The organism is Limnobacter sp., assembly GCF_036405155.1.
Lineage (GTDB): Bacteria > Pseudomonadota > Gammaproteobacteria > Burkholderiales > Burkholderiaceae_B > Limnobacter.
In genome coordinates this window covers 644,330-669,193 of the sequence record NZ_DASWYD010000006.1, presented here as the reverse complement: position 1 = coordinate 669,193, position 24,864 = coordinate 644,330, and the positions used below count along the sequence as shown (strand labels likewise).

Here is a 24,864-nt window from a genome sequence, read left to right as displayed (position 1 = left end):
ACGAATGTAAACATACTTTGGGGCGTTTGACCACGGGCTTTGAGTGCTGCGCTGCAGCACAGTGAGCCGCCAAAAGCCTCACTTTTCAATCATCCAAATTCATGAATTCAACACCTGCCAGCCCACTGGCGTTGCAACAGGCCATTCGCCAAATGCGAAGCTCAACCTTGGAAAATCCTGATCTGTCAGATTGTTTGATGAAAATAAAGCTATTTCAAAACAATCGCTTGAAGATCACTTATCAGGATTTACTTGAGAAAAAAGACACGCAGGCTGCCTGCCGCTTCTTTTTGGATTATCTGTACACACCCAGAGACCTTCGAGAGCGCGACCAACAAGTCGAGCGGGTGCTGCCCAAAGCCGAGAAATACCTGCCACAGGCTGCCATCCAAGTGCTGACCAAGGTGATTTACATGGATTATTTGGCTGAAGACATGGACTTAAAAATGTCCATCAATATGAATAAGTTAAAAATAAATAGTGGCATTTCACTTGAAGAGCAGGTCTACGTTGCCTTGTTTCGGGAGACGGGTGAACAGGCTGTTCGACGACAACAGGTTTTGTTGATTCCCGATGTGGGCAGGTCACTGATCAAGCTCACGCGGGTGCCCTTGTTGGCATCGGTACTGCGGATGACGCGTGGTGCGGCGCGCAAGGCGGGATTAGAAGATTTCCACGATTTTCTACGGGCAGGTTTGTCCGCGTTTGCCAGTTTGAAGCGCCCGGAGGACTTCTTCCAAACCATTGTGGACCGCGAGTTGGCCCTGATGGACGCAATATTCAATGGCGAATTTCAGGGATTTCAACCGCAGCACACCGCAGGCTAGGCCGGTGGATTAGAATTCATCATCATTTGCTTATTCACAAAACCGGCGGCTGCTTGATCAAAAAGCCGGTTCCAGTCAGGAGACACCTGTGACAGACAAGGCATGGATCCAGAGTTATCCACCCGGCGTGCCCGAGGACGTTGATTTGAACCAGTACGGTTCAATTCGCGACATTTTTGAAGAATCTTGCCGAAAGTTCGGCGGAAATACAGCATTCAGCAACCTGGGCACGGCATTGACTTATGCCCGCATGGACGAACTCACCCGCGATTTTGGGGCCTACCTGCAATCGTTGCCGGGCATGCGAAAGGGTGACCGCGTTGCCCTCATGATGCCCAACATGCTTCAGTACCCGGTGGCCATGCTGGGTGCCCTGCGGGCTGGCTTTGTGGTGGTGAATGTGAACCCGCTGTACACCCCCACTGAACTGGAACATCAGCTGCGCGATTCTGGCGCCAAAGTGATCGTCATTTTCGAAAATGTGGCGCACACGCTGGAGAAAGTGATCAAAAACACACCGGTGGAGCACCTGGTGGTGACCTCCATTGGTGAAATGCACGGTTTCTTCAAGCGCACCTTGCTGAATGTCGTTGTGCGGTACATCAAAAAATTGGTGCCGAAATTTACATTGTCCGGTTCGATCAACTTCCGCAAGGCGTTGGCCAGCGGCCGGGGCAAAGAGCTGCGAGCCGTTGGTCTGACCCATGACGACCTGGCCTTCCTGCAGTACACCGGCGGAACCACCGGCGTGTCCAAAGGGGCCATGCTGACCCACGGCAACATTGTGTCCAACCTTCAGCAGGCGTCCAGCTGGTTGAATCAGGACATTGAAGAGGGCAAGGAGATCGCGATCACGGCCCTGCCGATGTACCACATCTTCTGTTTGACGGCCAACATCCTGGTTTTCATGAAAGTGGGCGGGCATTGCCTGTTGATCACCGACCCCCGCAACATGCAGGCTTTTGTCAAAACACTGGCGTCGGTGCCGTTTACAGCGCTAACGGGCGTTAACACATTGTTCAACGGCTTGTTGAATGCGCCGGGCTTTGCACAGGTTGACTTTTCCCATGTCAAGCTGGTGCTGGGTGGCGGTGCTGCCATAGAGCCTTCCGTGGCCGAGCGCTGGAAGAAAACCACCGGCACGCGGCTTTCTGAGGCCTATGGTTTGACCGAGGCCTCGCCAGCCGTGTGCATTAACCCATTGCACGAGGAATACAACGGCTCTATTGGCTTGCCGGTGCCGTCCACGCAGGTGTCCATTCGGGACGATGACTTCAATGAGCTGCCCGTGGGCAAGGAAGGGGAGCTGTGCGTGAAAGGTCCACAAGTGATGCGTGGCTACTGGAACAAGCCCCGTGAAACCGCCGAAATCCTGACGCAAGATGGCTGGTTGAAGACCGGCGACATTGCCTACATGGATCAAAACGGCTACTTCTACATCACAGACCGCAAGAAGGACATGATCCTCGTCTCGGGCTTTAATGTGTACCCCAAGGAAATTGAAGCCGTGGCCACGTTGCACCCTGGTGTGTTTGAAGCGGCCGCTGTTGGCGTGCCGGATTCCAAAACTGGCGAGGCGGTGAAGCTGTTTGTGGTCAAAAAAGACGATGAGTTGACTTCCGAGGCCATGATTGAACATTGCCGCAAGCACATGACCGCCTACAAAATTCCCCGCCATGTGGAGTTTATGAAGGAGTTGCCCAAGAGCCCGGTCGGCAAGGTGTTGCGCCGTGAGCTGCGGGACATGGAAAAGAAACGCCTCGCGCAGTAATCGCGACGCAAACCTTCATTGAACAAGCCCAACGGTCGAATTCGGCCTTTGGGCTTGTTGCCTTCTGAAAACTGACCTATAATCTTGGGTTACCTGCTTTCATGCCACGGGGGTGTGAAAGCTTTTCCAATTTTGGAAAATCCACAGGAGCTATCCATGCGTCACTATGAAATTGCTTTCATCGTGCATCCCGACCAGAGCGAACAAGTTCCCGCCATGGTTGAGAAGTACCGAGGAATCATCGAATCCAACGGCGGCAAAGTACACCGCCATGAAGACTGGGGCCGCCGCCAATTGGCCTATCCCATTCAGAAGCTGGCCAAAGCCCACTATGTTCTGTTGAACATTGAGTGCAGCCAGGCTGTTCTGGAAGAGCTCGAAACCGCATTCAAATTCAACGATGCTGTTCTGCGTCACCTGACCATTCAAATGAAGAAAGCCGAAACAGCGCCTTCTCCAATGATGAAAGAAGTTCAGCGTGAACAGGAACGCAAAGCCGCCGCCGCCACAGCTTCCGCCAGTGACGACAGCGCCGATTCAGACGACGATGCAGACGACAACGAGTAATCGTTGACGCGCATCCACACTGAATGAATTTGGAGGAAGAGCAGGCAAGTCGAGAACCCCAGGGCGTGAATGAGTTCACGCTGAGTGCAAAGCTGATTGCGAAGTCGGTGCTGCGCTACACCCCTGCAGGGCTCCCGGTGTGTGATTTCGAGTTGGAACACGACAGTGTCCAACTGGAGGCCACCAAACCCAGACAGGTTCGTTGCACGGTCCGCGCAGTTGCGTTGGGTGCAGCAGCCAACCAGGTTGAGGGTTTGTCACTGGGTGTTGAGCGGGTTTGGGTCGGTTTCATGGCTCTTCGTTCGCATACATCAAAAAGTCTTCGCTTCCACGTTTGCGCAGTGCGCACGTGAAGAGGGCTTAAACCGTTGGAGAACATTATGGCTTTTGGTCGTAAGAATGATCGCAAAGGACGTCGTCCACAGCAGAACCCCTTGTTCAAGCGCAAGAAGTTTTGCCGTTTCACAGTAGGCAAGGTTGAGCAGATCGATTACAAAGACATCGAGACCCTCAAGGATTTCATCAGCGAAAACGGCAAGATCATGCCTGCTCGCATCACAGGCACCAAGGCGCACTATCAGCGCCAGCTGGACACAGCCATCAAGCGCGCTCGCTTCCTGGCTCTGCTGCCTTACACCGACAACCACTAAGCAGCACGGGAGAACACCATGCAAGTTATTCTTCTTGAAAAGATGCCCAACCTGGGTCAACTGGGTGACGTGGTTCGCGTGAAAGACGGCTACGCCCGCAACTTCCTGATTCCCTACGGCAAAGCCAAGCGCGCCACCGAATCAGCCATCGCTGAATTCGCCGCACGCCGCGCCGAACTGGAAAAAGCCGCTGCTGAAAAGCTGGCTGAAGCCCAAGCCTTGGGTACAAAGCTGGCCAGCCATGTGGTTCAACTGAGCGAAAAGGCTGCCGTGGACGGTCGTCTGTTCGGCTCCGTGACCAACCACAACATTGCCGCAGCACTGCAAGCCACCGGTTTGCAAGTCAGCAAGGCGCAGGTCCGCATGCCCAACGGCGCCCTGAAAATTGCTGGCGAGCACACAGTGACCGTTGCACTGCACCCTGATGTGGTTGTAGACGTGAAGGTTGTTGTGGCTGGCGAAGCTGCATAAAGCTCCTGCCCTTAACCACACGGTCAAGGGTAAAAAAACAAAGGCTGGTCTCGGTTATACTGAAGTCAGCCCAAGTTTTGAGAAGGTCACCTGCGGGTGGCCTTTTCTTATTGTGATGTCTCTGTTTCCCTTCCCAACGGTTGTCCATGAACGCTTATTTGTCTGACACGTCGCCCAATCCGTCCAACATGGCCAGTGAGTTGGGCAGTTTGCGGGTTCCGCCGCATTCGCTGGAGGCCGAACAGTCCGTGGTGGGTGGTCTGTTGTTGGACAACCAGGCCTGGGACCGCATTGGCGATGTTATCCGCGCGGATGATTTTTATCGTTACGACCATCGCCTCATTTTTGAGCACATCGCCAAGCTCATCGACAACTCCAGGCCGGCCGACGTGATCACGGTGTACGAGGCCTTGCAGTCCTCCGGCAAGGCGGACGATGTGGGTGGCCTGGCATACCTCAACACACTGGCGACCAACACGCCCTCAGCTGCCAACATTCGCCGCTACGCTGAAATTGTGCGAGACCGCGCGGTGCTGCGCCGTTTGATCACCATTGCCGACGAAATTTGTACCTCAGCGCTTAACCCGCAAGGCAAAGACACGAAGGCCATTCTGGACGAAGCGGAAAGCAAGATTTTCAAGATTGCGGAAGACGGGGCAAGGGGCGCTGGGGGTTTTCAGGAGCTTCAACCGGTGTTGGGTAAGGTCGTTGAGCGCATTGACGAGCTGTATCACCGGGACAATCAGGATGACATCACCGGGATTTCAACCGGGTTTGCCGACCTGGATGCCAAAACATCGGGCCTTCAGCCTGGCGACCTGATCATTGTGGCGGGGCGCCCATCGATGGGTAAAACCGCATTCAGCTTGAACATTGGCGAGCACGTGGCAGTGGAAGAGGGCCATGCAGTGGCTGTGTTCTCCATGGAAATGGCGGCCACACAGTTGGCCATGCGTTTGCTGGGCTCGGTGGGCCGTTTGGACCAACACCGCTTGCGCACCGGGCGCTTGAACGATGAGGACTGGCCCCGCCTGACCTACGCGGTCGAAAAGATGCAAAATGCGCAACTGTTCATTGACGAAACACCGGCCCTGTCACCCATGGAAGTGCGGGCCCGCTGCCGCCGCTTGGCGCGGCAATGCGGTCAGTTGGGTTTGATCATCATCGACTACTTGCAGTTGATGGGGTCTTCATCGCCCGGGGAAAACCGCGCCACGGAAATTTCGGAAATTTCCCGGTCCTTGAAAGGCTTGGCCAAGGAGTTGGGCTGCCCGGTGATCGCACTGTCGCAGTTGAACCGTGGTTTGGAACAGCGCCCCAACAAACGGCCTGTGATGAGTGACTTGCGGGAATCTGGCGCGATTGAGCAGGATGCGGACGTGATTCTGTTCATTTATCGAGATGAGGTGTACAACCCCGATTCACCCGACAAAGGCACTGCTGAGATCATCATCGGCAAGCAGCGTAACGGCCCCATCGGTGCGGTTCGCGTAACCTTCCTGGGGCAGTACACCAAGTTTGAAAATTACGCTGGTCCACAACCCGAAAGCGAGTAACCGGGTCCGCACAACCGGGTGCATGGCATCATGAAAAAAGGCAGTCTCGGCTGCCTTTTTTGTCGTTCCATGCTTGGCGCTTACAGGTTGTCCGACGCGAAGTCGGCCAACCGCGAACGCTCCCCACGTTGAAGGGTGATGTGCCCGGCATGCGGCCAACCTTTGAAGCGGTCCACCACATAGGTCAATCCCGATGAACCTTCGGTGAGGTAGGGCGTGTCAATCTGCGCCAGGTTGCCCAGGCACACCACTTTCGTTCCAGGGCCTGCGCGGGTGATGAGTGTCTTCATTTGCTTGGGCGACAGGTTCTGTGCTTCATCAATGATCAAAAACTTGTTGATGAAGGTGCGCCCGCGCATGAAGTTCATCGACTTAATCCGGATTTTGGTGCGAATGAGGTCTGCTGTGGCGGACCTTCCCCAATCGCCCGCACTGGGGTCGGGTTTGTTCAGCACTTCCAGATTGTCCTCAAATGCGCCCATCCACGGGGCCATCTTTTCTTCCTCGGTGCCTGGCAAAAAGCCGATGTCTTCGCCCACCGGCACCGTGGCGCGCGTCACGATGATTTCAGAATATTGTTTGCTCTCCAGCACTTGTGACAGCCCGGCAGCCAAGGCCAGCAGGGTTTTTCCGGTACCCGCCTGGCCCAGCAGCGTCACAAAGTCGCACTCGGGGTTCATCAGCAGGTTGAGCGCAAAGTTCTGTTCCCGGTTGCGGGCCGTGATGCCCCACACGCTGTTTTTGTTGTGGCTGAAATCGCGCAGTGTTTTAAGCACTGCAGTGCGGCCGGCCAGTTCAATGACTTGCGCAATCAAGGGCATGCCGGTGTCGCAGTACACAAACTGGTTCACCATCATGTCTTTCACTGCAGGGCCGCTGATCCGATAGTAAGTCGAACCAGCCTGTTGCCAGCTTTCTATGCCCTTGCTGTTTTTTTCCCAGAAGTCTGCGGGCAGTTCCAGGTGGCCCGAGTACAGCAGGTCGCGGTCTTCCAGCACCTGGTCGTTAAAGTAGTCCTCTGCCAACAGGCCCAAAGCGCGGGCCTTGATGCGCATGTTGATGTCCTTGGACACCAAGGCGACTTCTTTGTCGGGGTGCTGACGAGCCAACGCAAACACCACACCCAAAATCTGGTTGTCGGCTTTGCCCACTGGCAGTGTTTTTGGCAATTCTGCGGTCAGCTCGGTGGTTTGCACCAACAGCCGGCCCAACGCATCCGTGTTGCCCAGCTTGCTCAAGGGCACGCCCTGTTCAATGCTGTCCACGTTCTCCATCAAGGCATCCAGAGAGCGGCTCACTTGGCGGGCGTGGCGGGCCACTTCGGACATGCCTTTCTTGTGGTTGTCCAGCTCCTCGAGCGTGATCAAGGGCAAGAACACATCATGCTCCTCGAAGCGGAACATGGATGTGGGGTCGTGCATCAACACATTGGTGTCGAGGACATAAATTTTCTTTCCTGCCCCCGACACTTGTCGCTTGGACCGATTCACCTCGGTGCCCTTGCGGGTTTTGGACTGGGTGCTGTGCGCGGTGCTGCTGGATTTACCGGTCGATGCGGGCTTTTCGTCGCGGGCTACCACGGTGTTGCTGCTGGCCAGTTTCAAGGCGGGTGTGCTTGCCTTGGCAGTCACAACGGCTGTGTTGGCAGGGGGCTGCACCAGGGCAGATTTTTTCGTGTCGCGTTTGTTCGCCTTGGTGGCGGGTATCGGTGGAATGTCGGTCAGTGTGGTGGCGAGTTTGCTGGGTTCTTTGGGCAGAGGCATGTCAACGATCAGAAGAGAGGGAAGCCTAGTTTTGCGCAGGGTCGTCACGCCTGCGCCCATGTGGTATTAGTCCTTCATTGTGCTCACAAAGTCAAGCACGGCTTGCGCGTGGCCAGGCACCTTCACGCCGCGCCATTCCTGTGCCAGTGCGCCTTTCTTGTTGATAACAAAGGTACTTCTTTCAACGCCACGCACTTGTTTGCCGTACATGTTTTTCATTTTCATGACATCAAACAAATTGCACAGTGTTTCGTCAGGGTCGGAGATCAACTCAAACGGAAATTCCATTTTGGCCTTGAAGTTTTCGTGACTTTTCAAGGAGTCACGCGATACCCCCACAACATCGCAACCTGCTGCCTGAAACTGCGCATACAGATCACGGAAATTTTCACCCTCGGTGGTGCAGCCCGGTGTGTTGTCTTTGGGGTAAAAGTAAAGAACCAGCGATTTGCCCTTGTGGGCAGACAGCTTGAATTCACCGCCCGTGCTGGCGGCTGTGAAGTCGGGTACTTTGCTGTTCAGTTCGATCGACACGTCAAAACTCCTGGTGGTCGTGCACGCTTGATGGATCAAGCGGGTTGGTTTAAAACACCAACTCAGTATAACCACAGGTTTTGCGGTGTCGATCGCAACTGGGGCGACAATTGCCGGGAAATCAGCTTCTGGCCAACAGCGCCACGCCCACCAAAATAATGCCGATGGCCAACCACCGCTGAAGGCTGACCACTTCACCCAAGTAATACTGAGCGGCCACTGCGTTGACCACGTAGCCAATGGCCAGCATGGGGTAAGCCAGGGTCACGTCCACGCGCGACAGGGCCATTAACCACACCAGCAGTGAAACACCGTAGCAAAGAAGCCCGAGAACCATGGGCCATTGAAAAAACAGGGCTGACAGGGCTGACAGGCTGACGGCACTGCTCACCTCGATGACGCCCACTTTGTTGGTGGCCATTTTCAACAGGAACTGGGCAACGGCGTTGAGCAATACACCGGTGATTACCAAGCCAAAGGCATGCAGGGTCATGAGTGGCCTTAAAGAAGAAGGGCGGCCACGACCTGTCGGCCCTCGCCGACGAGAATGTTGTAGGTGCGGGCGGCCGCTTGGCTGTCCATGAATTCCACGGGGCAGCGCTTGTTCAGGAAGTGACGGCGGACATCGACTGGCGGGAAAACCTGCTTTGGCCCGGTGCCCAAGAGCAACACCTCCATGCCCGGTGGGCATTGACCCAATATCCACTCGGCGTCATCGAGGTTGATGGGCTCTGCACCTGTTTTGGGCCAAGCCAATGGCGCCCTGTCCACACCAAACACCACGCTGTGCTGGTATTGCACGCCGCTAATGACCACACCCTGTTCGTCGTACGCTTGAACCACCAGCGCGGCGCCCAAGGCTTCGGGTTGAAATTTCATTCGAAAGATGCTCCGGGAACAGGCCCAGCCTTGTCGCGGCGGGCCTTAAACGGTTAAATTATAAGACTTTGCTTCCCGCAATAGGTGGGCCGCAAAGCCTTTCACCACCCAACCACGGAAATAACAGGTCAACATGAAACCCATCCTCAAATCGGCCAAATTGGCGAACGTGTGCTACGACATCCGCGGTCCGGTGATGCAGCGAGCGCGCCAGCTGGAAGAGGAGGGGCATCGCATCCTGAAGCTCAACATCGGTAACCTTGCGCCGTTCGGTTTTGAAGCGCCGGATGAAGTCCGTCAAGACGTGATCTTGAACCTCGGCGCAGCCAGTGGTTACAGCGACAGCAAGGGGTTGTTCGCGGCACGCAAGGCCATCATGCACTACTGCCAGCAAAAGAACATCAAGGGCGTTACGCTGGACGACATCATTGTGGGCAATGGCGTGTCCGAACTCATTGTGATGAGCATGCAAGGTTTGCTCAACAATGGCGACGAAGTGTTGTTGCCCGCGCCCGATTACCCCCTGTGGACGGCTGCAGTCAGCCTGGCCGGTGGAACGCCACGCCATTACCTGTGCGATGAGCAGTCCGACTGGTACCCTGACCTGAACCACCTGCGTGCACAAATCACGGAAAAGACCAAGGCCTTGGTCATCATCAACCCCAACAACCCAACCGGTGCGTTGTATCCGGAAAGCCTGTTGAAGGAGATGATCGAGATTGCCCGTCAGCATCAACTCATTGTTTTTGCGGATGAGATTTACGACAAGATGCTGTACGACGGTGCGGAACACACCTCGATTGCTTCGCTGGCCGATGATGTGCTGTTCATCACCATGAATGGTTTGTCCAAAAATTACCGTGCTTGTGGTTACCGTGCGGGCTGGATGGTCATTTCGGGCGACAAGCGCCACGCCACCGATTACATCGATGGTTTGAACATCATGGCCTCCATGCGCCTGTGTGCCAACGTGCCTGGCCAATACGCCATTCAGACCTCGCTGGGTGGCTATCAAAGCGTCAACGACCTGGTTGGCCCTGGTGGACGTTTGGCCCGTCAGCGTGACCTGGCTTACGACCTCATCACCTCGATCCCCGGCGTGAGCTGCGTAAAACCCAAAGCAGCTTTGTACCTGTTTCCAAGGTTGGACCCCAAGGTGTACCCCATCCAGAACGACCAGCGCTTTGTGCTGGAGTTGCTGGAGGCCGAAAAGGTGTTGGTGGTGCAGGGCACAGGCTTTAATTGGCCAACGCCCGATCATTTCCGGGTTGTTTTCCTGCCCAACACCGATGACCTGACCGATGCAATGGGTAGAATTGCACGTTTCCTGGACAGTTACCGTAAAAAACACGCTGGTTGAACACTATGACAACACCTCTCCGAGTGGCCCTGGTCGGCCTGGGCACCGTGGGCTCAGGCACTTTCAATGTGCTGAACATGAACGCGGACGAAATCACGCGCCGCGTGGGTTTTCCCATTGAAATCAAGGCCATTGCCGACCTGAATGTGGACAAGGCCCGTGAACTGGCCGGTCCGGGTGTGGAGGTGTCCAACGATGCGTTCGCCTTGGTGAGCCGCCCCGACATCGATGTGGTGGTTGAACTCATCGGCGGCTACACCATTGCCAAAAAGGTGGTGCTGGCTGCGATTGAAGCGGGCAAGCATGTGGTGACGGCCAACAAGGCTTTGCTGGCTGTGCATGGCGACGAAATTTTCGCAGCGGCCGAAAAAGCCCGCGTGATGGTGGCCTTCGAAGCCGCAGTGGCGGGCGGTATTCCCGTGATCAAGGCCATCAAGGAAGGTTTGGCCGCCAACCAGATTGAATACGTGGCTGGCATCATCAACGGCACTTGCAATTTCATTTTGTCTGAAATGCGGGACAAGGGCCTGCCTTTTGCCGACGTGCTGGCGCAAGCCCAAGCCTTGGGTTATGCCGAGGCCGACCCCACGTTTGACATTGAAGGCATCGATGCCGCCCACAAAATCACCTTGCTATCCAGCTTGGCCTTTGGTGTGCCTGTGAGTTTTAGCAAAGCCTATGTGGAAGGCATTACAAAGCTGACCAAGGAAGACATTGAATTTGCGGAGCAACTGGGCTACCGCGTGAAGCTTTTGGGGATCAGCAAACGCACCGCCGCGGGTGTGGAACTGCGCGTGCATCCAACGCTGATCCCCGCCCGACGCCTTATCGCCAACGTGGAAGGTGTCATGAACGCTGTGCTGGTGAAAAGCAATGCCGTGGGCCCGACGCTGTTTTACGGCCCGGGTGCCGGCAGCTTGCCGACCGCATCGGCGGTGGTGGCCGATTTGATCGAAATTGCTCGCCTGAAGGACGCTCCGTTGGACAGCCGCACACCAGTGCTGGCCTTCCAGAAAGACCGCATTGCCCAATCCGACGTGTTGTCGATGGACAAGGTGGAAACAGCGTTTTACATGCGCTTGAAAGTGGATGACAAGCCGGGTGTTCTGGCCGAACTCACGCAGATTTTGGCGAAGGGCCACATCTCGATTGAAGCGATGATTCAGCGTCAGGCCAATGATGAAAGCAACACCGCGGAAATTGTGCTGTTGACCCACCGCTGCATTGAGGGCGATGTGAACAAAGCCATTGCGGCCATTGAGGCCCTGCCCACCGTTCATGGGTCGGTGGCCCGCATTCGTGTAGAGGATTTGAGCTGAAATGAAATACTTCAGCAGCCGTGGGGGCATGCAACCCCAATCTTTTTCTGAAATTTTGCTGGAAGGCCTGGCGCCGGATGGCGGTTTGGCCGTGCCCGAACACTATCCGCAGGTTAGCCTTGCGACGCTGGAAAGCTGGAAGGGCCTGAGCTACGGTGAGCTGGCTTTTGAAGTGCTCAAGCACTACGCCACCGACATTCCTGAAGCCGACTTGAAGGCCCTGACTGGTAAAACCTACACCGAGGCAGTTTACGGCAGCAAGGCCATCACGCCCGTGCGCGAGTTGTTTGACGGCATGAAGGTGCTGGAGCTGTCCAACGGCCCCACGCTGGCTTTTAAAGACATGGCCATGCAGTTGCTGGGCAATCTATTTGAATACCAGTTGGCACGCGTTGGCCAGGAACTCAATATTTTGGGTGCCACCAGCGGCGACACAGGCTCCGCGGCTGAATACGCCATGCGCGGTAAAAAAGGCGTGCGCGTGTTCATGTTGAGCCCAGCAGGAAAAATGAGTGCATTTCAGCGTGCGCAAATGTACAGCCTGCAGGACCCCAACATTTTCAACATCGCTGTTGAGGGGTTGTTTGACGATTGCCAAGACATCGTCAAAGCCGTGTCAGAAGACCTGAGCTTCAAAAATCGTCAAAAAATTGGCACGGTGAACTCCATCAACTGGGGCCGCATTTCTGCCCAGGTGGTGTACTACTTCAACGCCTATTTGCGCGTGGCTGCCAAGGTGGGCGACCCAGTGTCGTTCGCAGTGCCTTCGGGCAACTTCGGCAACGTGTTGGCGGGGCACATTGCCCGAATGATGGGTTTGCCCATTCGCAAGCTGGTGGTGGCCACCAACGAAAACAACGTGCTGGACGAGTTTTTCAAAACGGGTGTGTACAGGCCCCGCACGTCGAAGGAAACCTACATCACGTCCAGCCCGTCCATGGACATTTCCAAGGCGTCCAATTTTGAACGCTTTGTATACGACTTGGTGGGCCGTGACCCCAAGGCTCTGAAAGCCTTGTGGGACCAGTTGGCCAAAGACGGGAAGTTCGATCTGTCGGCAGACCCACGGTTCAAGGAAGTGGAGTCCAAGTACGGGTTTGTGTCGGGTAGCTCCAGTCATGCCGACCGTCTGAATACCATTCGCGAGGTGTACCAGCGCACTGGCACATTGATTGACACGCACACCGCCGATGCAGTCAAAGTGGCCAAGCCATTTGTAGAAGCGGGTGTGCCCATGGTCGTTTTGGAGACCGCACTGGCGGTGAAGTTTGCTGAAACCATCGAAGAGGCCACCGGGCAGGTTCCGCCGGTCCCCAAGGCGTTTGAGGGCATCGAACAGTTGCCGCAGCGGGTGGTGAACATGCCGATTTCCGTGGATGCTGTGAAGCAGTTCATTGCGACGCACACCCAGTTGTAAGCAATTGTTGTAAATCGCTTTCAAACGATTGATAGGATTTCCCTAACTTGCGGGTGACACCGCATTGGTGAACAATAAGGCCATCGTGAACCCTTTGATTCTCCAATCGTTTTGAGCAGCATCCCCATCACGCTTGACAGCATAGCCTCCATCGACGAACACGGCAGCCCCTTGGCCCCGCGCAAGGGCCTGTCGGCGTTGGCTGTCGATGATGAACCGGGCATGCGGCATTTTCTTGAGAAGGCGCTGGAGACCCGTTTTGCACGGGTCGACACCGCAGGCTCTGTTGAAATGGCCAAAGCCCTGTTTGAACAGAATGACTACAGCACCATCGTGTTGGATGTCAGCTTGCCGGGTCGCAGCGGTTTGGATTGGCTCAACGAGCTGCGTCAGGGTGGGTATGAAGGCGACGTCATCCTCATCACCGGTTATGCCGACATGGACACTGCCATCGGCGCACTTCGAGCTGGCGCGCAGGACTTCCTTCAAAAACCCTTTCGCATCGACCAGCTTTGGTATGCGCTGGACCGTGCGGCCGACCAAAACCGCTTGAAGCGCGAAAACTTCGTCTTGAAACGTGCTGTCTCGAGCCTTCAGCAGAACGATCAAGTCATGGTGGGTGAAAGCCCCATGATCCGGCAATTGCGAAAGCTGGTGGCCAAGGTTGCCCCCACCGATTCAACCGTGTTGCTCACTGGTGAATCAGGTTCAGGGAAAGAGGTGTTGGCCAGAACCCTGCACAGCATGAGCCGGCGCAGTGACCGGCCTTTTGTGCCCGTTAATTGTGGTGCCATTTCCCCCGAGTTGATTGAAAGCGAATTGTTTGGGCATGTGAAAGGCTCGTTCACCGGTGCAACCGATGCGCACCAAGGCCTGTTTTACTATGCACAGGGCGGCACCTTGTTTCTGGATGAAATTGGTGAACTGCCCCTGAGCATGCAAACCAAATTGTTGCGAGTGTTGGAAGACCGCCGCATACGGCCAGTGGGCAGCAATCGGGAAGTCGATGTGGATGTGCGCATTGTCGCGGCCACCAATGTGAACCTGGACATCGAGGTGAAGCGTGGGCGCTTCCGTCAGGACCTGTACTACCGCCTGCAAGTACTGCCGATTGAAATGCCGCCGCTTCGCACACGCCCCGATGATGTGGGTTTGCTCGCCAATTATTTCATTCAGATTTTTTCAAGAAAGCTGCGCATCGATCCGTTGCCCATCAGTGCGGATTTGATGGCGCGCATGCAAGCCTACGAGTGGCCAGGCAACGTGCGTGAACTGAGAAACTTCATTGAGCGGTCTCTTATCCTTGGGTATTTCCCCAAAGAAGATTTGCCATTGAACCTCAACATGGACGATGCACCCGAGCTCAGTGAATTGTCCGTGTCCAACGAGTCGCTGGAGCAAGTGGAAAAGACGCACATTCTCAAGGTGCTGAGTGCCTGCCAGGGCAACAAGTCGGAAGCGGCGCGCAGGCTGGGTGTGTCCCGCAAAACCCTTGAACGCAAGTGCATGGCGTGGAGTCAAGAATAGAAACCCGCCCAAGCCCAGCCCGAGGCCATTTCTGGCCAAGCCACTGGACCGTCAAAACCAAATTGCTGGTGACTGCCGGCATCCCCCTGTTGGTATTGATTCCAGTGGTGGCCATGTTGGTGTGGTCGGCTGGACAAGCGGCTTACAACAAAATACTGATTTCCAAAGTTCGCAGCGACTTGGTGTTGGCCGAAAAGGTGTTTGTGGATTTACAAGACACGAAACTCTTGGCGCTGAAAGCGTGGGCCGACAGTGCCTACGTGCGCAACGTGCTGCAAAAAAATGCCGGGCGTCTGGAGGATGCAGACCTGGATGGGCTTCGCAAACAACAAGAATTCTCGTACGTTCGCTTCATCGGTTTGAATGGTGAGGTGTCAGCCTCGTCGCCTGCACACTCGGTCTACTCGGTCGACTCGACAACCTTGAAGGAAATTCGGCGTCGGGATTCCAGCCGTCAGGTGGTTCTCATGAGCGAGGACGAGATGCAGCGCATTTCACCAGCGCTGGCCCAGTTGGCGGCACAGCCCGTGGTGGACACACCCAATGCCAAACCCTCGGACAAAACGGTGGAGCACCGTGGCTTGATGCTTCAATTTCACCACCCGCAGTACATGGATGGACGGCTGATGGGTTACATCGAGGCAGGCATTTTGGTGAACAAAAACCTGGCGATGGTGGACAACCTCAACAACCTGATTTATTCCCCAGACACTTTGCTCGAAGGCTCCTTTGGAACAGCCACCATTTTTCTGGAAGATGTTCGGGTGGCCACCACCGTTCGTCGTTCAGACCAAACCCGTGCGCTGGGCACCCGTGTGTCTGAGGAAGTGCGGGAAACCGTGCTGGGGCGCGGCCAGGTGTGGCTGGAAAGAGCTTTCGTGGTCAACGATTGGTATTTGGCGGCGTATGCGCCGCTGGTTAGCCCGGATGGTTCACGCATTGGCATGCTGTATGTGGGCTTTTTGGAAGCACCTTATGCAGCCATTCGAAAGCAGCTTGCTGTGCTGTTTTTTCTGGCCGTGCTGTCGGCCATGGGGGTGGGCAGCGTCATGGTGGCCCGTTTGGTTTCGGGCATTTTCTACCCGCTGCGGCGCATGAACTACATCATGAGTCGGCAAGAGCAGGGCGACACTCAGGCCCGTGTGGGCGACCTGAAGCGGGCCGACGAATTTGCGGATTTGGCAGAGCACTTTGATGCATTGCTGGACCAGTTGGAGCAACGACGCCGGGAATTGGAAAGCTTGAATGCCGATCTGGATGCGCGGGTGAATGAGCGGACTGCGGACCTGCATGCCGCCAACCAGAAACTGCACCAGGCCGTGGAGCAGTTGTTGGCCGCTGAAAAATTGGCTGTGATGGGCCAACTCACGGCGGGTATTGCACATGAATTCAACAACCCGCTGGCCATCATGATGGGGCATCTGGATTTGTTGCGAATGTCGGCCACCCCAGAGGACACCCAGAAAACGCTGCGCATGCTGGATGAACAGATTCAGCGCATGCGCCAGATCGTCCAAAAGTTGTTGCAGTTTTGTCGGCCCGATGAATTTGCTTCCTACACGGCCAGTCTGGATGTGCGGGAAGTGATTCAGGACAGTGTGCTGTTTGCCAAATCCGAATTGAGCAATGCCCGTGCACAGGTCAATGTCGATTTCCAAGCCACGCGGTGGGTGCAAATCAGCAAAACCGAATTGCAGCAAATCATGGTGAACCTGCTCATCAATGCGGCACATGCGCTGGAAACAGTGGATGACTCCACGCCGGAGGCGGGCACACGCCGTATTGACATTCAAACCCGCGACCAGGATTGGGCCGATGGGTCAGAGGGCATTGTGGTGTCGGTGTGCAACAACGGACAAGCCATTGAGCCAGAGCGTCTGCCACTGATTTTTCAGATGTTCTACACCACCAAGCTGGCAGGGCGGGGCAGTGGCATTGGTTTGCCCGTGTCGCGCATGCTGGTGCAGCGTTATGGGGGCGATTTGCTGGCCACCAGCCCGGCATGGCCCGCCGAGGCACCACAATGCGGTGCGCGCTTTGATGTGTTGATTCGTTGCAATGCCCGCCCCACAGCCGACATCCTCAAGGAGTCGGGGCAGCAACGGGCACTTTTGATTGAAAGACAGTTTTATTGAAGGATGCAGACGTGCCCAAGGTTTTTGGATTTGCCGGATTTTCCGGCGTTGGCAAAACGACACTGATCGAACAACTCATTCCACTCATCACGAGCCGAGGCGTGAGAACGTCCGTCATCAAACATGCCCACCATGATTTCGACATTGATCGACCGGGCAAGGACTCTTATCGCCATCGCGAGGCTGGTGCGTATGAGGTGTTGATCACTGCCGATCGCCGCTGGGTGTTGATGCACGAATTGCGTGACGAAGCTGAGCCCACACTGGAAGAGCAGTTAACGAGGCTGTCGCCTTGTGATTTGGTGATTGTCGAAGGGTTTAAACGCGCCAGCATTCCCAAAATTGAGGTGTACCGCGCTGCAAACGGCAAACCGCTGTTGTATCCTCAAGACCCCAATATCATTGCTGTGGCGTCGGATCAAGCCATGGACTGCAAAGGGCTGCCGGTGTTGCCCCTGAATGATCCGCCAGCCATTGCGCAATTCATTCTGGCCCGCATTGTGGGTAAAACGCATGATTGAGCTTGACGAACTGTTGATGCAACTGTGGCCGCTGGCCCAGCAGCACGAAGCGCTGGTTGAAACACTGCCGTTGAAGCAGGTGTATGGCCGTGTATTGGCCGCCTCACAGCGGTCGGCCATTGCCGTGCCGCAGCACGACAATTCCGGCATGGACGGTTATGCCGTTCGTTGCGCCGACTTTTTGCAGGGCTTGGAGTTCTCGGTATCCCAGCGCATTCCCGCTGGCCAGACACCAGAACCGTTGGAGCCGGGCACTGTGGCCCGCATTTTCACGGGTGCGCCCATTCCGCTTGGCGCTGACGCCATCGTGATGCAAGAGGACACTGAATTGCTGGACGATGGTCGGGTGCGCTTCAAGGGTCTGCCCAAGTTGAACGACTGGATACGGCGCGCGGGTGAAGACATTGCCCGTGACCAGGTGGTGGTGGAGGCCGGCGCAGTGTTGAATGCAGTCCGAGTGGCGCTGCTGGCATCCATTGGCATTGCAGAAGTGCCGGTGTACCGCCCGCTTCAGGCTGGGGTCATGGTCACTGGCAGTGAGCTGAAAAACCCAGGCTCACCGCTTGAGCCTGGTCAAATTTACAACTCCAACGAATTTGTGTGGTTGGGCTTGTTGAAACAACTGGGGTGTGAAGTGCGCTCCGTGGGCATTGTTCCGGACAACCTACCCGACACCGTGGCGGCTCTAAAATCCCTGTCCGATTGCGATCTCATCATCAGCTCGGGCGGTGTGTCCGTGGGTGAAGAGGACCATGTAAAGCCTGCAGTCGAGCAGGTGGGCGAGCTTCGTGCCTGGAAGGTTGCCATGAAGCCGGGCAAGCCCATGGCTTTCGGAAAAATCGAACGGGCTGGGCGAAGTCCCTGCTGGTTTTTCGGGCTTCCTGGCAACCCTGTGTCCAGCGCCCTGGCTTTTCAATTGGTGGTCAAGCCTTTTGCAGATTTGCTGTCTGGTCGGCCCTTGCAAACCGCGGATTGGCGTGCCCGCATGGTGCCTGTTACGGCCCAGTTCGATTGGTTGCGGCCCGACACCCGGCGTGAGGAGTTTTTGCGGGTCCGGGTAGAATCGGGTGTTGCCCACTTATTTGCCAATCAAAGTTCGGGGGTGTTGACCTCCCTGGACCAGTCCACCGGTGTGGTGCGTTTGATGGCCGGGCAAACCGTGGCACCCGGTGATGTGTTGCCCTACGTGTCTTATCAGGAATTGATGAAATGACCATCCATGTGCGCTTGTTTGCCAGCCTTCGGGAGCAGACCGGCATTGAAACCTTGCAAGTGAAAGAGGCTTTTGAGCCAGCGACTGTGGCCGGCCTGAAAGCCCATTTGTGCGCCATGAACCCTGTGTTCGCCCAAGCCGTGAAGGATGTGGGCCGCTTGCGTGCAGCCGTGAATCACGACATGGCCGATGAGGCCACGCCCATTCCGCCGGCTGCCGAGGTTGCTTTCTTCCCGCCGGTTACCGGAGGTTGAGATGGTCAAAACCGGGCAACTTCAACGCAGCATGGTGAAAGTGCAAGAGGCCGATTTTGATGTGTCGGCGTGTTTGTTGGCCCTGCGCCAAGGCCTTCCGCAAATTGGCGCGGTGGCAGCCTTTGTCGGCACGGTGCGCGACCTCAATGACGGCAGCACCATCCACACCATGACCCTGGAGCATTACCCGGGCATGACGGAAAAGTCGCTGGAGAACATCGTGGCGGTGGCCAATAGCCGGTTCGAGATACTCTCTGCAATGATCATTCACCGGGTGGGGCCTTTGAAACCGGAAGACCAGATTGTGCTGGCCGCCTGCACCAGCCCGCATCGGCAGCAAGCCTTTCTGGCCTGCGAGTTCATCATGGACTACCTGAAAACCGAAGCCCCCTTCTGGAAAAAGGAAGAAACACCAGCCGGTGGGCGCTGGGTGTCGGCGCGGGACAGTGACGACTCAGCCAAGGCGCGCTGGGAATCTTAATGCTGCTCCCAAGGCAAACCCCGGAAGCGCCAGCCGTTTTGGCTTGAACGTTGGTGATGTTCGTTTTTGTCGCCTTCAAACCCCTCCAGAATATTGATGGCATGGGTGTACCCCTGCTCAGCCGCTGCCGCTGCTGCATGGTGTGACCGAACACCGCTTCTGCACAGAAACAGCACGATCTGATGGGGTTGAACCCGGGCTTTCAACTCGGCCACAAAATCAGGGTTGCGGGTACCATCCGGGTAGGTGCTCCATTCCACATGGCAACTGCGGTCATAGGACAAACTCACCTGGCCAACCCAGTCCGCTTCGGCGTGGGTGCGCACGTCGACCAACACGGCTGTGTCGTCTGTTTGCAGCAACTGCCAGGATTCATCGGGTGTGAGTGCCCCCAGGTAGGGCAAGTCTCGCTCTTGGGCACGTTGTTTGGCGCGCTCAAGCAATTCGTGGACAACGGGATTCATGATGCATGGCTTGTTTTGTAAAACATTGCATGATTGTATTTCAATATAGTCATTCAATACCAGTGCATCAAAAGCACCGAAATAGTGCATTACGCACCAAAATAATGCGTTCTATTGTGGTGCGTCGCTGTGGGCTTGAAGCCTGGTCTTGATGTTGCGGGGGTACTGTCTTGGCATAGTGATTGCTTTAGCTGCCACGTCGTTGAGCGAATTCAACCGGCAACCGGCGATAGCCAAGGCGGCGCATGCTATTGTTTCGCCTGTTGCGACAGAGTTCCCTCTTCAGAGCAATTTTCAGATCACTATCCACCCTCGTACCAGGAGATTTCAATGGCGACCGCCCAAGACGTAATGAAGATGGTTGCGGAAAACGAAGTCAAGTTTGTTGATTTCCGCTTCACCGACACCCGCGGCAAAGAACACCACGTGTCTGTTCCCGTTAAACAATTTGACGAGGGCAAGTTTGAACACGGCCACGCATTTGACGGTTCATCCATTGCTGGCTGGAAAGGCATTGAAGCCTCCGACATGCTGCTGGTTCCGGACGCCGAGTCCGCTCGCATGGACCCATTCCGCGAAGAGCCCACACTGATCCTGACCTGTGATGTGATTGAACCCACAGACGGCAAGGGATACGACCGTGATCCACGTTCCATCGCTCGCCGCGCTGAGTCCTACCTCAAGTCTTCCGGCCTGGGCGACACCGCTTACTTTGGTCCAGAACCCGAATTCTTCATTTTCGACTCCATCACTTGGGGCGATTCCATGCAGGGTTCCTTCGTGAAGATTAATTCCGAAGAAGCCTCCTGGTCCACAGGCATCGACTACGAGCACGGCAACCTGGGCCACCGTCCAACCGTGAAGGGTGGTTACTTCCCCGTGCCCCCAGTAGACTCTTTCCAGGACATCCGTTCCGAAATGTGTCTGTTGCTGGAGCAGCAGGGTGTGCCCGTTGAAGTGCACCACCACGAAGTGGCTGGCGCCGGTCAAAACGAAATCGGTACCATGTTCTCCACACTGACCAAGCGTGCCGACTGGACCCAAATTCTGAAGTACACCGTGTGGAACGTTGCTGCCAGCTATGGCAAAACAGCCACCTTCATGCCCAAGCCCATGTGGGGTGACAACGGTTCCGGTATGCACGTTCACCAGTCCGTCTGGAAAGACGGTGTGAACCTGTTTGCAGGCAACGGCTACGCTGGCCTGTCCGATTTTGCCCTGTACTACATCGGCGGTATCATTAAGCACGCTCGCGCACTGAACGCCATCACCAACCCGTCCACCAACTCCTACAAGCGTTTGGTGCCCGGTTACGAAGCACCCGTGAAGTTGGCTTACTCCGCCAAGAACCGTTCTGCTTCCATCCGCATTCCTCACGTGGCCAACCCCAAGGGTCGCCGCATTGAGGCTCGCTTCCCGGACCCCATGGCCAACCCCTACCTGGCATTCTCTGCCATGTTGATGGCTGGTCTGGACGGTGTTCAGAACAAGATTCACCCTGGCGAAGCTGCGACCAAGAACCTGTACGATCTGCCCCCCGAGGAAGACGCATTGGTTCCAACCGTGTGCCACAGCCTGGAACAAGCGCTGGAATGCCTGCAAAACGACCACGAGTTCCTGACTCGCGGTGGTGTGTTCAGCAAGGAAATGATCGACGCTTACATCGCCCTGAAGATGGAAGAAGTTCAGCGTTTCCGCATGACACCACACCCCATCGAGTTCGATCTGTACTACGCCCTGTAATCGGCGAGGTTCATCGAAATCGGTGTGCAAAAAAGCCCTGCCTTGTGCAGGGCTTTTTTCTGCGCCATGGTTCAGGACAAGCGGTTTGCCCCCCAAATGGCATCATCCTTCGCCCCGGTGAGGGAGTGACGCCTTGGGTGCATGATTTATCATGGCAGGGTCAAAGCAACAAGATCGGGGTTGAATCATGAGAGGTTTTGCTGATGCCTTTTGTAAACCATGGTGTTTGGCGGGTGGCGCCTTGTTGATGGCCACGGCTGTACACGGCAAGGGCACTGAGATGTTTGTGTGCACGGCCGCGGATGGGGTTCGAACCTATCAGAACTCGGACAGTGGGCAAGGGTGTGTGCCATTGAACCTTAACCCGATCACCGTGGTTCCAGCCCCCAAGTCGGCCTCGAAAACCGGGGTGGGCAACGGTGGTGGCTCTTCAGCGCGCAAAACAGCCAGCCTCGACGCTCGAACCTCGGCAGACTTTAATGCCAAAGACGATCGCATGAAAATTTTGCAGGAAGAACTGCGGTTGGAAGAAGGCAAGCTCAAGTCCCTGCAAGACGAATACAAAGGTGGCCAGCCAGACCGGCTGGGCAATGAAAAGAACTACCAAAAGTACCTTGACCGCACAGCAAGGCTTGAAAAAGACATTAAAACAACCAATGAAAACATCGACATTCTGAAAGCGGAGCTGATTCGACTTTCCGATTGACGACCATGAGGGCGCATGAGCAAAGAGCGATTTCAAGGACTGGACCTGCTGGCCACTGCGGTGGTGGTGATTGATCCCCAAGGGGTCGTGGTGTATGCAAACTCGGGCGCGGAATCCCTGTTGGACATGTCTCGCCGCAGCCTGGATGGGCAGGCCATGCTGGCCTTGTTTTCAGACAGCATGGGTTTCCGTGAGTTTTTGTCCCGCTTTAAAGCCGACCCATTCGACATCAAACGTCAAATTTTTGAGTTGGTTCGTGCCAATGGCTCCACTGAGCACGTGCACGTGACCTTGTCTCGCCCAGATACCCTGGGTGATCTCACCTTGATGGAACTGCGGGAAATCGAGCAGCAAATGAAGGTGGATCGCGAAGCCCGCATGATGGACCAATCCATCGCCAACAAAGAGTTGATTCGTAACCTGGCCCATGAAATCAAGAACCCCTTGGGTGGAATCCGTGGTGCAGCACAGTTGCTTGAAATCGAATTGAATTCAGCCGATCTCAAGGAATACACACAAGTCATCATCAAAGAGTCGGACCGGCTGCAAACCTTGGTTGATCGGCTTCTGGCCCCCCACCGCAAACCCCACATCGCCGTGATGATGAATATCCATGAGGTGTGTGAACGGGTGCGTTCAGTCATTCTGGCCGAGCATCCCAAAGGCCTGCGGATTGTCCGCGATTACGACACCTCCATTCCCGAGTTTCTGGGCGACTTTGAACAGCTGATTCAGACGGTGCTGAACATTGTGCGCAATGCTGCTCAGGCGTTGGCGCCACAGATTGCTGAAGGTACCGCGGAAATCCGTTTGTGCACCAGAGTGGTGCGTCGTGTTACCCTAAACCGCAAACAACACCGCTTGGCATTAGATTTGCAAGTGGTGGACAACGGACCCGGTATTCCGGCGGACATTGTGGACAGAATTTTTTATCCGCTGGTGTCGGGACGTGAAGGCGGAAGCGGACTGGGTTTGACTCTGGCGCAAACATTTGTGCAACAACATGAAGGCACCATTGAATGTGCCTCACAACCCGGCCGAACATTATTCAAAGTCATATTGCCACTGCAATTTGAAAACGCGTCAAATTGAGGTGGCCTAAAAGAGGCAAAATTGATGCGTCCTATCTGGGTTGTAGACGACGACCATTCCATTCGTTGGGTTTTGCAGAAAGCCATTTCGCGCGAAGGCATCCCTTGCGAAATCTTTGCCTCGGCAGCCGAGGTGTTGAGTCGTCTTGAACAGGAAACGCCCCAGGTGTTGGTGTCTGATATCCGGATGCCCGGTCAAAGTGGCCTGAACCTGTTGAACAAGGTGCGTGAAAGTCACCCGGATTTGCCCGTCATCATCATGACGGCATACTCCGACCTGGACAGTGCTGTCGCCGCTTTTCAGGGCGGGGCCTTTGAGTATTTGCCCAAACCCTTTGACATTGAAAAAGCGGTGGAGTTGATTCTGCGCGCGGTGCGGGAGTCCCAAACCGAAACTTTTTCGGAAGAGCCCGCTGTGGCGGCGCAGGAAATACTGGGCCAGGCACCTGCCATGCAGGAGGTGTTTCGCGCCATTGGTCGCCTGTCACAGTCCAACGTCACGGTGTTGATCACCGGTGAGTCGGGGTCCGGCAAAGAGCTGGTTGCCAGGGCCTTGCACAGACACAGTCCAAGAGCTTCCCAGCCTTTCATCGCCTTGAATACGGCGGCCATTCCCAAAGACTTGCTTGAGTCAGAGTTGTTTGGCCATGAGCGGGGCTCTTTCACCGGTGCACAAGCCCAGCGCCGGGGGCGTTTTGAACAAGCCGAAGGCGGCACGCTGTTTCTCGATGAAATTGGGGATATGCCAGCCGAGTTGCAAACACGCTTGCTTCGGGTGCTGTCTGATGGTCATTTTTACCGGGTGGGTGGTCAACAGCCCATCAAGGCCAATGTGCGGGTGATTGCCGCCACACATCAAAATCTGGACGAGCGCGTGAAGCAGGGGCTGTTCCGGGAAGACTTGTACCATCGACTGAATGTGATTCGTTTGCGCTTGCCCCCCTTGCGTGAACGGCCTGAGGACATTCCACTGTTGGCCCGCCATTTTTTGAGTGTTTCGGCCAAAGAACTGGGCACAGAGACCAAGCGCCTATCGGATGCCGCTTTGCTCAGTTTGCAATCGTTTCCGTTTCCGGGCAACGTGCGCCAACTGGAAAACGTGTGCCGCTGGATTACGGTCATGGCGCCAGCCCAACTGGTGGAAGTGCGGGACTTGCCGCCAGAAATCAAGCCAGGCACATCACCGGGCTCAACGCCTGAGCTTGCTGTACCCGGGCGAACAGCAGAGCTTTATCGGGGCTCGGACCTGGGTGCGCCCGGATTGTCGTCACCCGAGGTTGCGTTGTCAGCCGCTGAACCACCCCTAAGCGGTTATTCGGCGGGTCGGTACCCAGTGGTCGAGCCTACAGAAAACCCAATCGCTTCATCGGCCAGTGGTGGTTGGCTGGACCTGTTGTTTGCAGAAGCGGAAAAGGCGTTGGAGCGGGGCGAACCCCAAGTCATGGATATCCTGACTGCCCAATTTGAAACCACCGTGATTCAGGCTGCGCTGAAGGCCACGCATGGCAAGCGGATTGAAGCTGCACAAAGGCTGGGTATTGGTCGAAACACCATCACCCGGAAAATCCAGGACCTGCACATTGATGTGAAGGACCTGGACTGATCGGGGTTGATG

At 55.7% G+C, this 24,864-nt stretch carries 25 protein-coding genes; 20 read left to right on the top strand and 5 right to left on the bottom strand.

The window, feature by feature from the left end:
* The first annotated feature begins 101 nt into the window (after positions 1–101).
* From VGE55_RS09450 to VGE55_RS09420, 7 genes are all read left to right on the top strand, one after another.
* Positions 102–827, top strand: a complete 726-nt coding sequence (locus tag VGE55_RS09450) for an FFLEELY motif protein (RefSeq protein WP_331131439.1) — start codon at positions 102–104, stop codon at positions 825–827.
* 88 nt (positions 828–915) lie between these two features.
* Positions 916–2,598, top strand: a complete 1,683-nt coding sequence (locus tag VGE55_RS09445; RefSeq protein WP_331131438.1) for an AMP-binding protein — start codon at positions 916–918, stop codon at positions 2,596–2,598.
* 156 nt (positions 2,599–2,754) lie between these two features.
* Positions 2,755–3,165 carry a 30S ribosomal protein S6 gene (rpsF, locus tag VGE55_RS09440; protein WP_331131437.1) on the top strand — a complete coding sequence of 137 codons (411 nt, stop codon included), beginning with the start codon at positions 2,755–2,757 and terminating at the stop codon, positions 3,163–3,165.
* Between the two features lie 23 nt (positions 3,166–3,188).
* Positions 3,189–3,518: a primosomal replication protein N gene (gene priB, locus VGE55_RS09435; RefSeq protein WP_331131436.1), complete on the top strand. Its 330-nt coding sequence runs from the start codon at positions 3,189–3,191 to the stop codon at positions 3,516–3,518.
* A gap of 27 nt (positions 3,519–3,545) precedes the next feature.
* On the top strand, positions 3,546–3,815 hold the full coding sequence (gene rpsR, locus VGE55_RS09430; RefSeq protein ID WP_256764962.1) for a 30S ribosomal protein S18: 270 nt from the start codon (positions 3,546–3,548) through the stop codon (positions 3,813–3,815).
* Between the two features lie 18 nt (positions 3,816–3,833).
* Positions 3,834–4,286 (top strand): 50S ribosomal protein L9, encoded by a 453-nt coding sequence (gene rplI, locus VGE55_RS09425; RefSeq protein WP_331131435.1) that lies wholly within the window; start codon positions 3,834–3,836, stop codon positions 4,284–4,286.
* A 146-nt stretch (positions 4,287–4,432) separates the two neighbouring features.
* Positions 4,433–5,842 (top strand): replicative DNA helicase, encoded by a 1,410-nt coding sequence (locus tag VGE55_RS09420; RefSeq protein ID WP_331131434.1) that lies wholly within the window; start codon positions 4,433–4,435, stop codon positions 5,840–5,842.
* 80 nt (positions 5,843–5,922) lie between these two features.
* Here the strand turns inward: VGE55_RS09420 and VGE55_RS09415 are convergent, their stop codons facing one another.
* The 4 genes from VGE55_RS09415 to VGE55_RS09400 all read right to left on the bottom strand — a co-directional run bounded on the left by VGE55_RS09415 (position 5,923) and on the right by VGE55_RS09400 (position 9,018).
* The gene (locus VGE55_RS09415) at positions 5,923–7,605 is read right to left on the bottom strand and encodes a PhoH family protein (RefSeq protein WP_331131433.1); all 1,683 of its coding nucleotides are present in this window, start codon (positions 7,603–7,605) and stop codon (positions 5,923–5,925) included.
* Positions 7,606–7,671: 66 nt separating this feature from the next.
* A complete protein-coding gene (locus tag VGE55_RS09410) occupies positions 7,672–8,139 on the bottom strand; it encodes a peroxiredoxin (protein ID WP_331131432.1) in 468 nt (155 codons plus the stop codon).
* Between the two features lie 121 nt (positions 8,140–8,260).
* A complete protein-coding gene (locus VGE55_RS09405) occupies positions 8,261–8,632 on the bottom strand; it encodes an SMR family transporter (RefSeq protein WP_331131431.1) in 372 nt (123 codons plus the stop codon).
* Positions 8,633–8,640: 8 nt separating this feature from the next.
* A complete protein-coding gene (locus VGE55_RS09400) occupies positions 8,641–9,018 on the bottom strand; it encodes an Mth938-like domain-containing protein (RefSeq protein WP_331131430.1) in 378 nt (125 codons plus the stop codon).
* 133 nt (positions 9,019–9,151) lie between these two features.
* On the opposite strand from VGE55_RS09400, the gene VGE55_RS09395 reads away from it, so the two are divergent.
* From VGE55_RS09395 to VGE55_RS09355, 9 genes are all read left to right on the top strand, one after another.
* Complete coding sequence (locus VGE55_RS09395; protein WP_331131429.1) at positions 9,152–10,378, top strand: pyridoxal phosphate-dependent aminotransferase; 1,227 nt, start codon at positions 9,152–9,154, stop codon at positions 10,376–10,378.
* Between the two features lie 5 nt (positions 10,379–10,383).
* A complete protein-coding gene (locus tag VGE55_RS09390) occupies positions 10,384–11,697 on the top strand; it encodes a homoserine dehydrogenase (RefSeq protein WP_331131428.1) in 1,314 nt (437 codons plus the stop codon).
* A gap of 1 nt (position 11,698) precedes the next feature.
* On the top strand, positions 11,699–13,114 hold the full coding sequence (gene thrC / locus VGE55_RS09385; protein ID WP_331131427.1) for a threonine synthase: 1,416 nt from the start codon (positions 11,699–11,701) through the stop codon (positions 13,112–13,114).
* A 111-nt stretch (positions 13,115–13,225) separates the two neighbouring features.
* Entirely contained in the window at positions 13,226–14,641 is a 1,416-nt protein-coding gene (locus VGE55_RS09380; protein WP_331131426.1) for a sigma-54 dependent transcriptional regulator, read from the top strand.
* A complete protein-coding gene (locus VGE55_RS09375; RefSeq protein ID WP_331131425.1) occupies positions 14,626–16,776 on the top strand; it encodes a sensor histidine kinase in 2,151 nt (716 codons plus the stop codon). The genes VGE55_RS09380 and VGE55_RS09375 overlap by 16 nt, the downstream gene beginning before the upstream one ends.
* Positions 16,777–16,787: 11 nt before the next feature.
* Complete coding sequence (mobB, locus tag VGE55_RS09370; RefSeq protein ID WP_331131424.1) at positions 16,788–17,297, top strand: molybdopterin-guanine dinucleotide biosynthesis protein B; 510 nt, start codon at positions 16,788–16,790, stop codon at positions 17,295–17,297.
* Positions 17,290–18,510, top strand: a complete 1,221-nt coding sequence (locus VGE55_RS09365; protein WP_331131423.1) for a molybdopterin molybdotransferase MoeA — start codon at positions 17,290–17,292, stop codon at positions 18,508–18,510. Before mobB ends, VGE55_RS09365 begins: the two co-directional genes overlap by 8 nt.
* Positions 18,507–18,764, top strand: coding sequence for a molybdopterin converting factor subunit 1 (moaD, locus tag VGE55_RS09360; RefSeq protein WP_331131422.1), 258 nt, complete (start codon positions 18,507–18,509; stop codon positions 18,762–18,764). The genes VGE55_RS09365 and moaD overlap by 4 nt, the downstream gene beginning before the upstream one ends.
* Position 18,765: 1 nt before the next feature.
* Positions 18,766–19,245 (top strand): molybdenum cofactor biosynthesis protein MoaE, encoded by a 480-nt coding sequence (locus VGE55_RS09355; RefSeq protein ID WP_331131421.1) that lies wholly within the window; start codon positions 18,766–18,768, stop codon positions 19,243–19,245.
* On the opposite strand, the gene VGE55_RS09350 is transcribed toward VGE55_RS09355, so the two are convergent.
* Complete coding sequence (locus VGE55_RS09350) at positions 19,242–19,709, bottom strand: rhodanese-like domain-containing protein (RefSeq protein ID WP_331131420.1); 468 nt, start codon at positions 19,707–19,709, stop codon at positions 19,242–19,244. The genes VGE55_RS09355 and VGE55_RS09350 overlap by 4 nt on opposite strands.
* A 330-nt stretch (positions 19,710–20,039) precedes the next feature.
* On the opposite strand from VGE55_RS09350, the gene glnA reads away from it, so the two are divergent.
* The 4 genes from glnA (at position 20,040) to ntrC (ending at position 24,852) form a co-directional block, all read left to right on the top strand.
* Positions 20,040–21,452 carry a type I glutamate--ammonia ligase gene (gene glnA, locus VGE55_RS09345; protein ID WP_256764945.1) on the top strand — a complete coding sequence of 471 codons (1,413 nt, stop codon included), beginning with the start codon at positions 20,040–20,042 and terminating at the stop codon, positions 21,450–21,452.
* 187 nt (positions 21,453–21,639) lie between these two features.
* Positions 21,640–22,158, top strand: coding sequence for a DUF4124 domain-containing protein (locus VGE55_RS09340; protein ID WP_331131419.1), 519 nt, complete (start codon positions 21,640–21,642; stop codon positions 22,156–22,158).
* 15 nt (positions 22,159–22,173) lie between these two features.
* Positions 22,174–23,250, top strand: coding sequence for a nitrogen regulation protein NR(II) (gene glnL / locus VGE55_RS09335; RefSeq protein ID WP_331131418.1), 1,077 nt, complete (start codon positions 22,174–22,176; stop codon positions 23,248–23,250).
* A gap of 24 nt (positions 23,251–23,274) precedes the next feature.
* Positions 23,275–24,852, top strand: a complete 1,578-nt coding sequence (gene ntrC, locus VGE55_RS09330) for a nitrogen regulation protein NR(I) (protein ID WP_331131417.1) — start codon at positions 23,275–23,277, stop codon at positions 24,850–24,852.
* Positions 24,853–24,864: the final 12 nt, after the last annotated feature.

Excerpts from the sequence above, each read along its gene's own strand:
- VGE55_RS09350 (WP_331131420.1), bottom strand. The coding sequence starts at position 19,709 with ATGAATCCCGTTGTCCACGAATTGCTTGAGCGCGCCAAACAACGTGCC.
- VGE55_RS09450 (WP_331131439.1), top strand. The coding sequence starts at position 102 with ATGAATTCAACACCTGCCAGCCCACTGGCGTTGCAACAGGCCATTCGC.
- VGE55_RS09400 (WP_331131430.1), bottom strand. The coding sequence starts at position 9,018 with ATGAAATTTCAACCCGAAGCCTTGGGCGCCGCGCTGGTGGTTCAAGCG.
- VGE55_RS09420 (WP_331131434.1), top strand. The coding sequence starts at position 4,433 with ATGAACGCTTATTTGTCTGACACGTCGCCCAATCCGTCCAACATGGCC.
- moaD (WP_331131422.1), top strand. The coding sequence starts at position 18,507 with ATGACCATCCATGTGCGCTTGTTTGCCAGCCTTCGGGAGCAGACCGGC.
- priB (WP_331131436.1), top strand. The coding sequence starts at position 3,189 with ATGAATTTGGAGGAAGAGCAGGCAAGTCGAGAACCCCAGGGCGTGAAT.
- VGE55_RS09405 (WP_331131431.1), bottom strand. The coding sequence starts at position 8,632 with ATGACCCTGCATGCCTTTGGCTTGGTAATCACCGGTGTATTGCTCAAC.
- rpsF (WP_331131437.1), top strand. The coding sequence starts at position 2,755 with ATGCGTCACTATGAAATTGCTTTCATCGTGCATCCCGACCAGAGCGAA.
- glnA (WP_256764945.1), top strand. The coding sequence starts at position 20,040 with ATGGCGACCGCCCAAGACGTAATGAAGATGGTTGCGGAAAACGAAGTC.
- thrC (WP_331131427.1), top strand. The coding sequence starts at position 11,699 with ATGAAATACTTCAGCAGCCGTGGGGGCATGCAACCCCAATCTTTTTCT.
- VGE55_RS09415 (WP_331131433.1), bottom strand. The coding sequence starts at position 7,605 with ATGCCTCTGCCCAAAGAACCCAGCAAACTCGCCACCACACTGACCGAC.
- VGE55_RS09355 (WP_331131421.1), top strand. The coding sequence starts at position 18,766 with ATGGTCAAAACCGGGCAACTTCAACGCAGCATGGTGAAAGTGCAAGAG.
- rpsR (WP_256764962.1), top strand. The coding sequence starts at position 3,546 with ATGGCTTTTGGTCGTAAGAATGATCGCAAAGGACGTCGTCCACAGCAG.
- VGE55_RS09340 (WP_331131419.1), top strand. The coding sequence starts at position 21,640 with ATGAGAGGTTTTGCTGATGCCTTTTGTAAACCATGGTGTTTGGCGGGT.
- glnL (WP_331131418.1), top strand. The coding sequence starts at position 22,174 with ATGAGCAAAGAGCGATTTCAAGGACTGGACCTGCTGGCCACTGCGGTG.
- ntrC (WP_331131417.1), top strand. The coding sequence starts at position 23,275 with ATGCGTCCTATCTGGGTTGTAGACGACGACCATTCCATTCGTTGGGTT.
- VGE55_RS09365 (WP_331131423.1), top strand. The coding sequence starts at position 17,290 with ATGATTGAGCTTGACGAACTGTTGATGCAACTGTGGCCGCTGGCCCAG.
- VGE55_RS09390 (WP_331131428.1), top strand. The coding sequence starts at position 10,384 with ATGACAACACCTCTCCGAGTGGCCCTGGTCGGCCTGGGCACCGTGGGC.
- VGE55_RS09395 (WP_331131429.1), top strand. The coding sequence starts at position 9,152 with ATGAAACCCATCCTCAAATCGGCCAAATTGGCGAACGTGTGCTACGAC.
- rplI (WP_331131435.1), top strand. The coding sequence starts at position 3,834 with ATGCAAGTTATTCTTCTTGAAAAGATGCCCAACCTGGGTCAACTGGGT.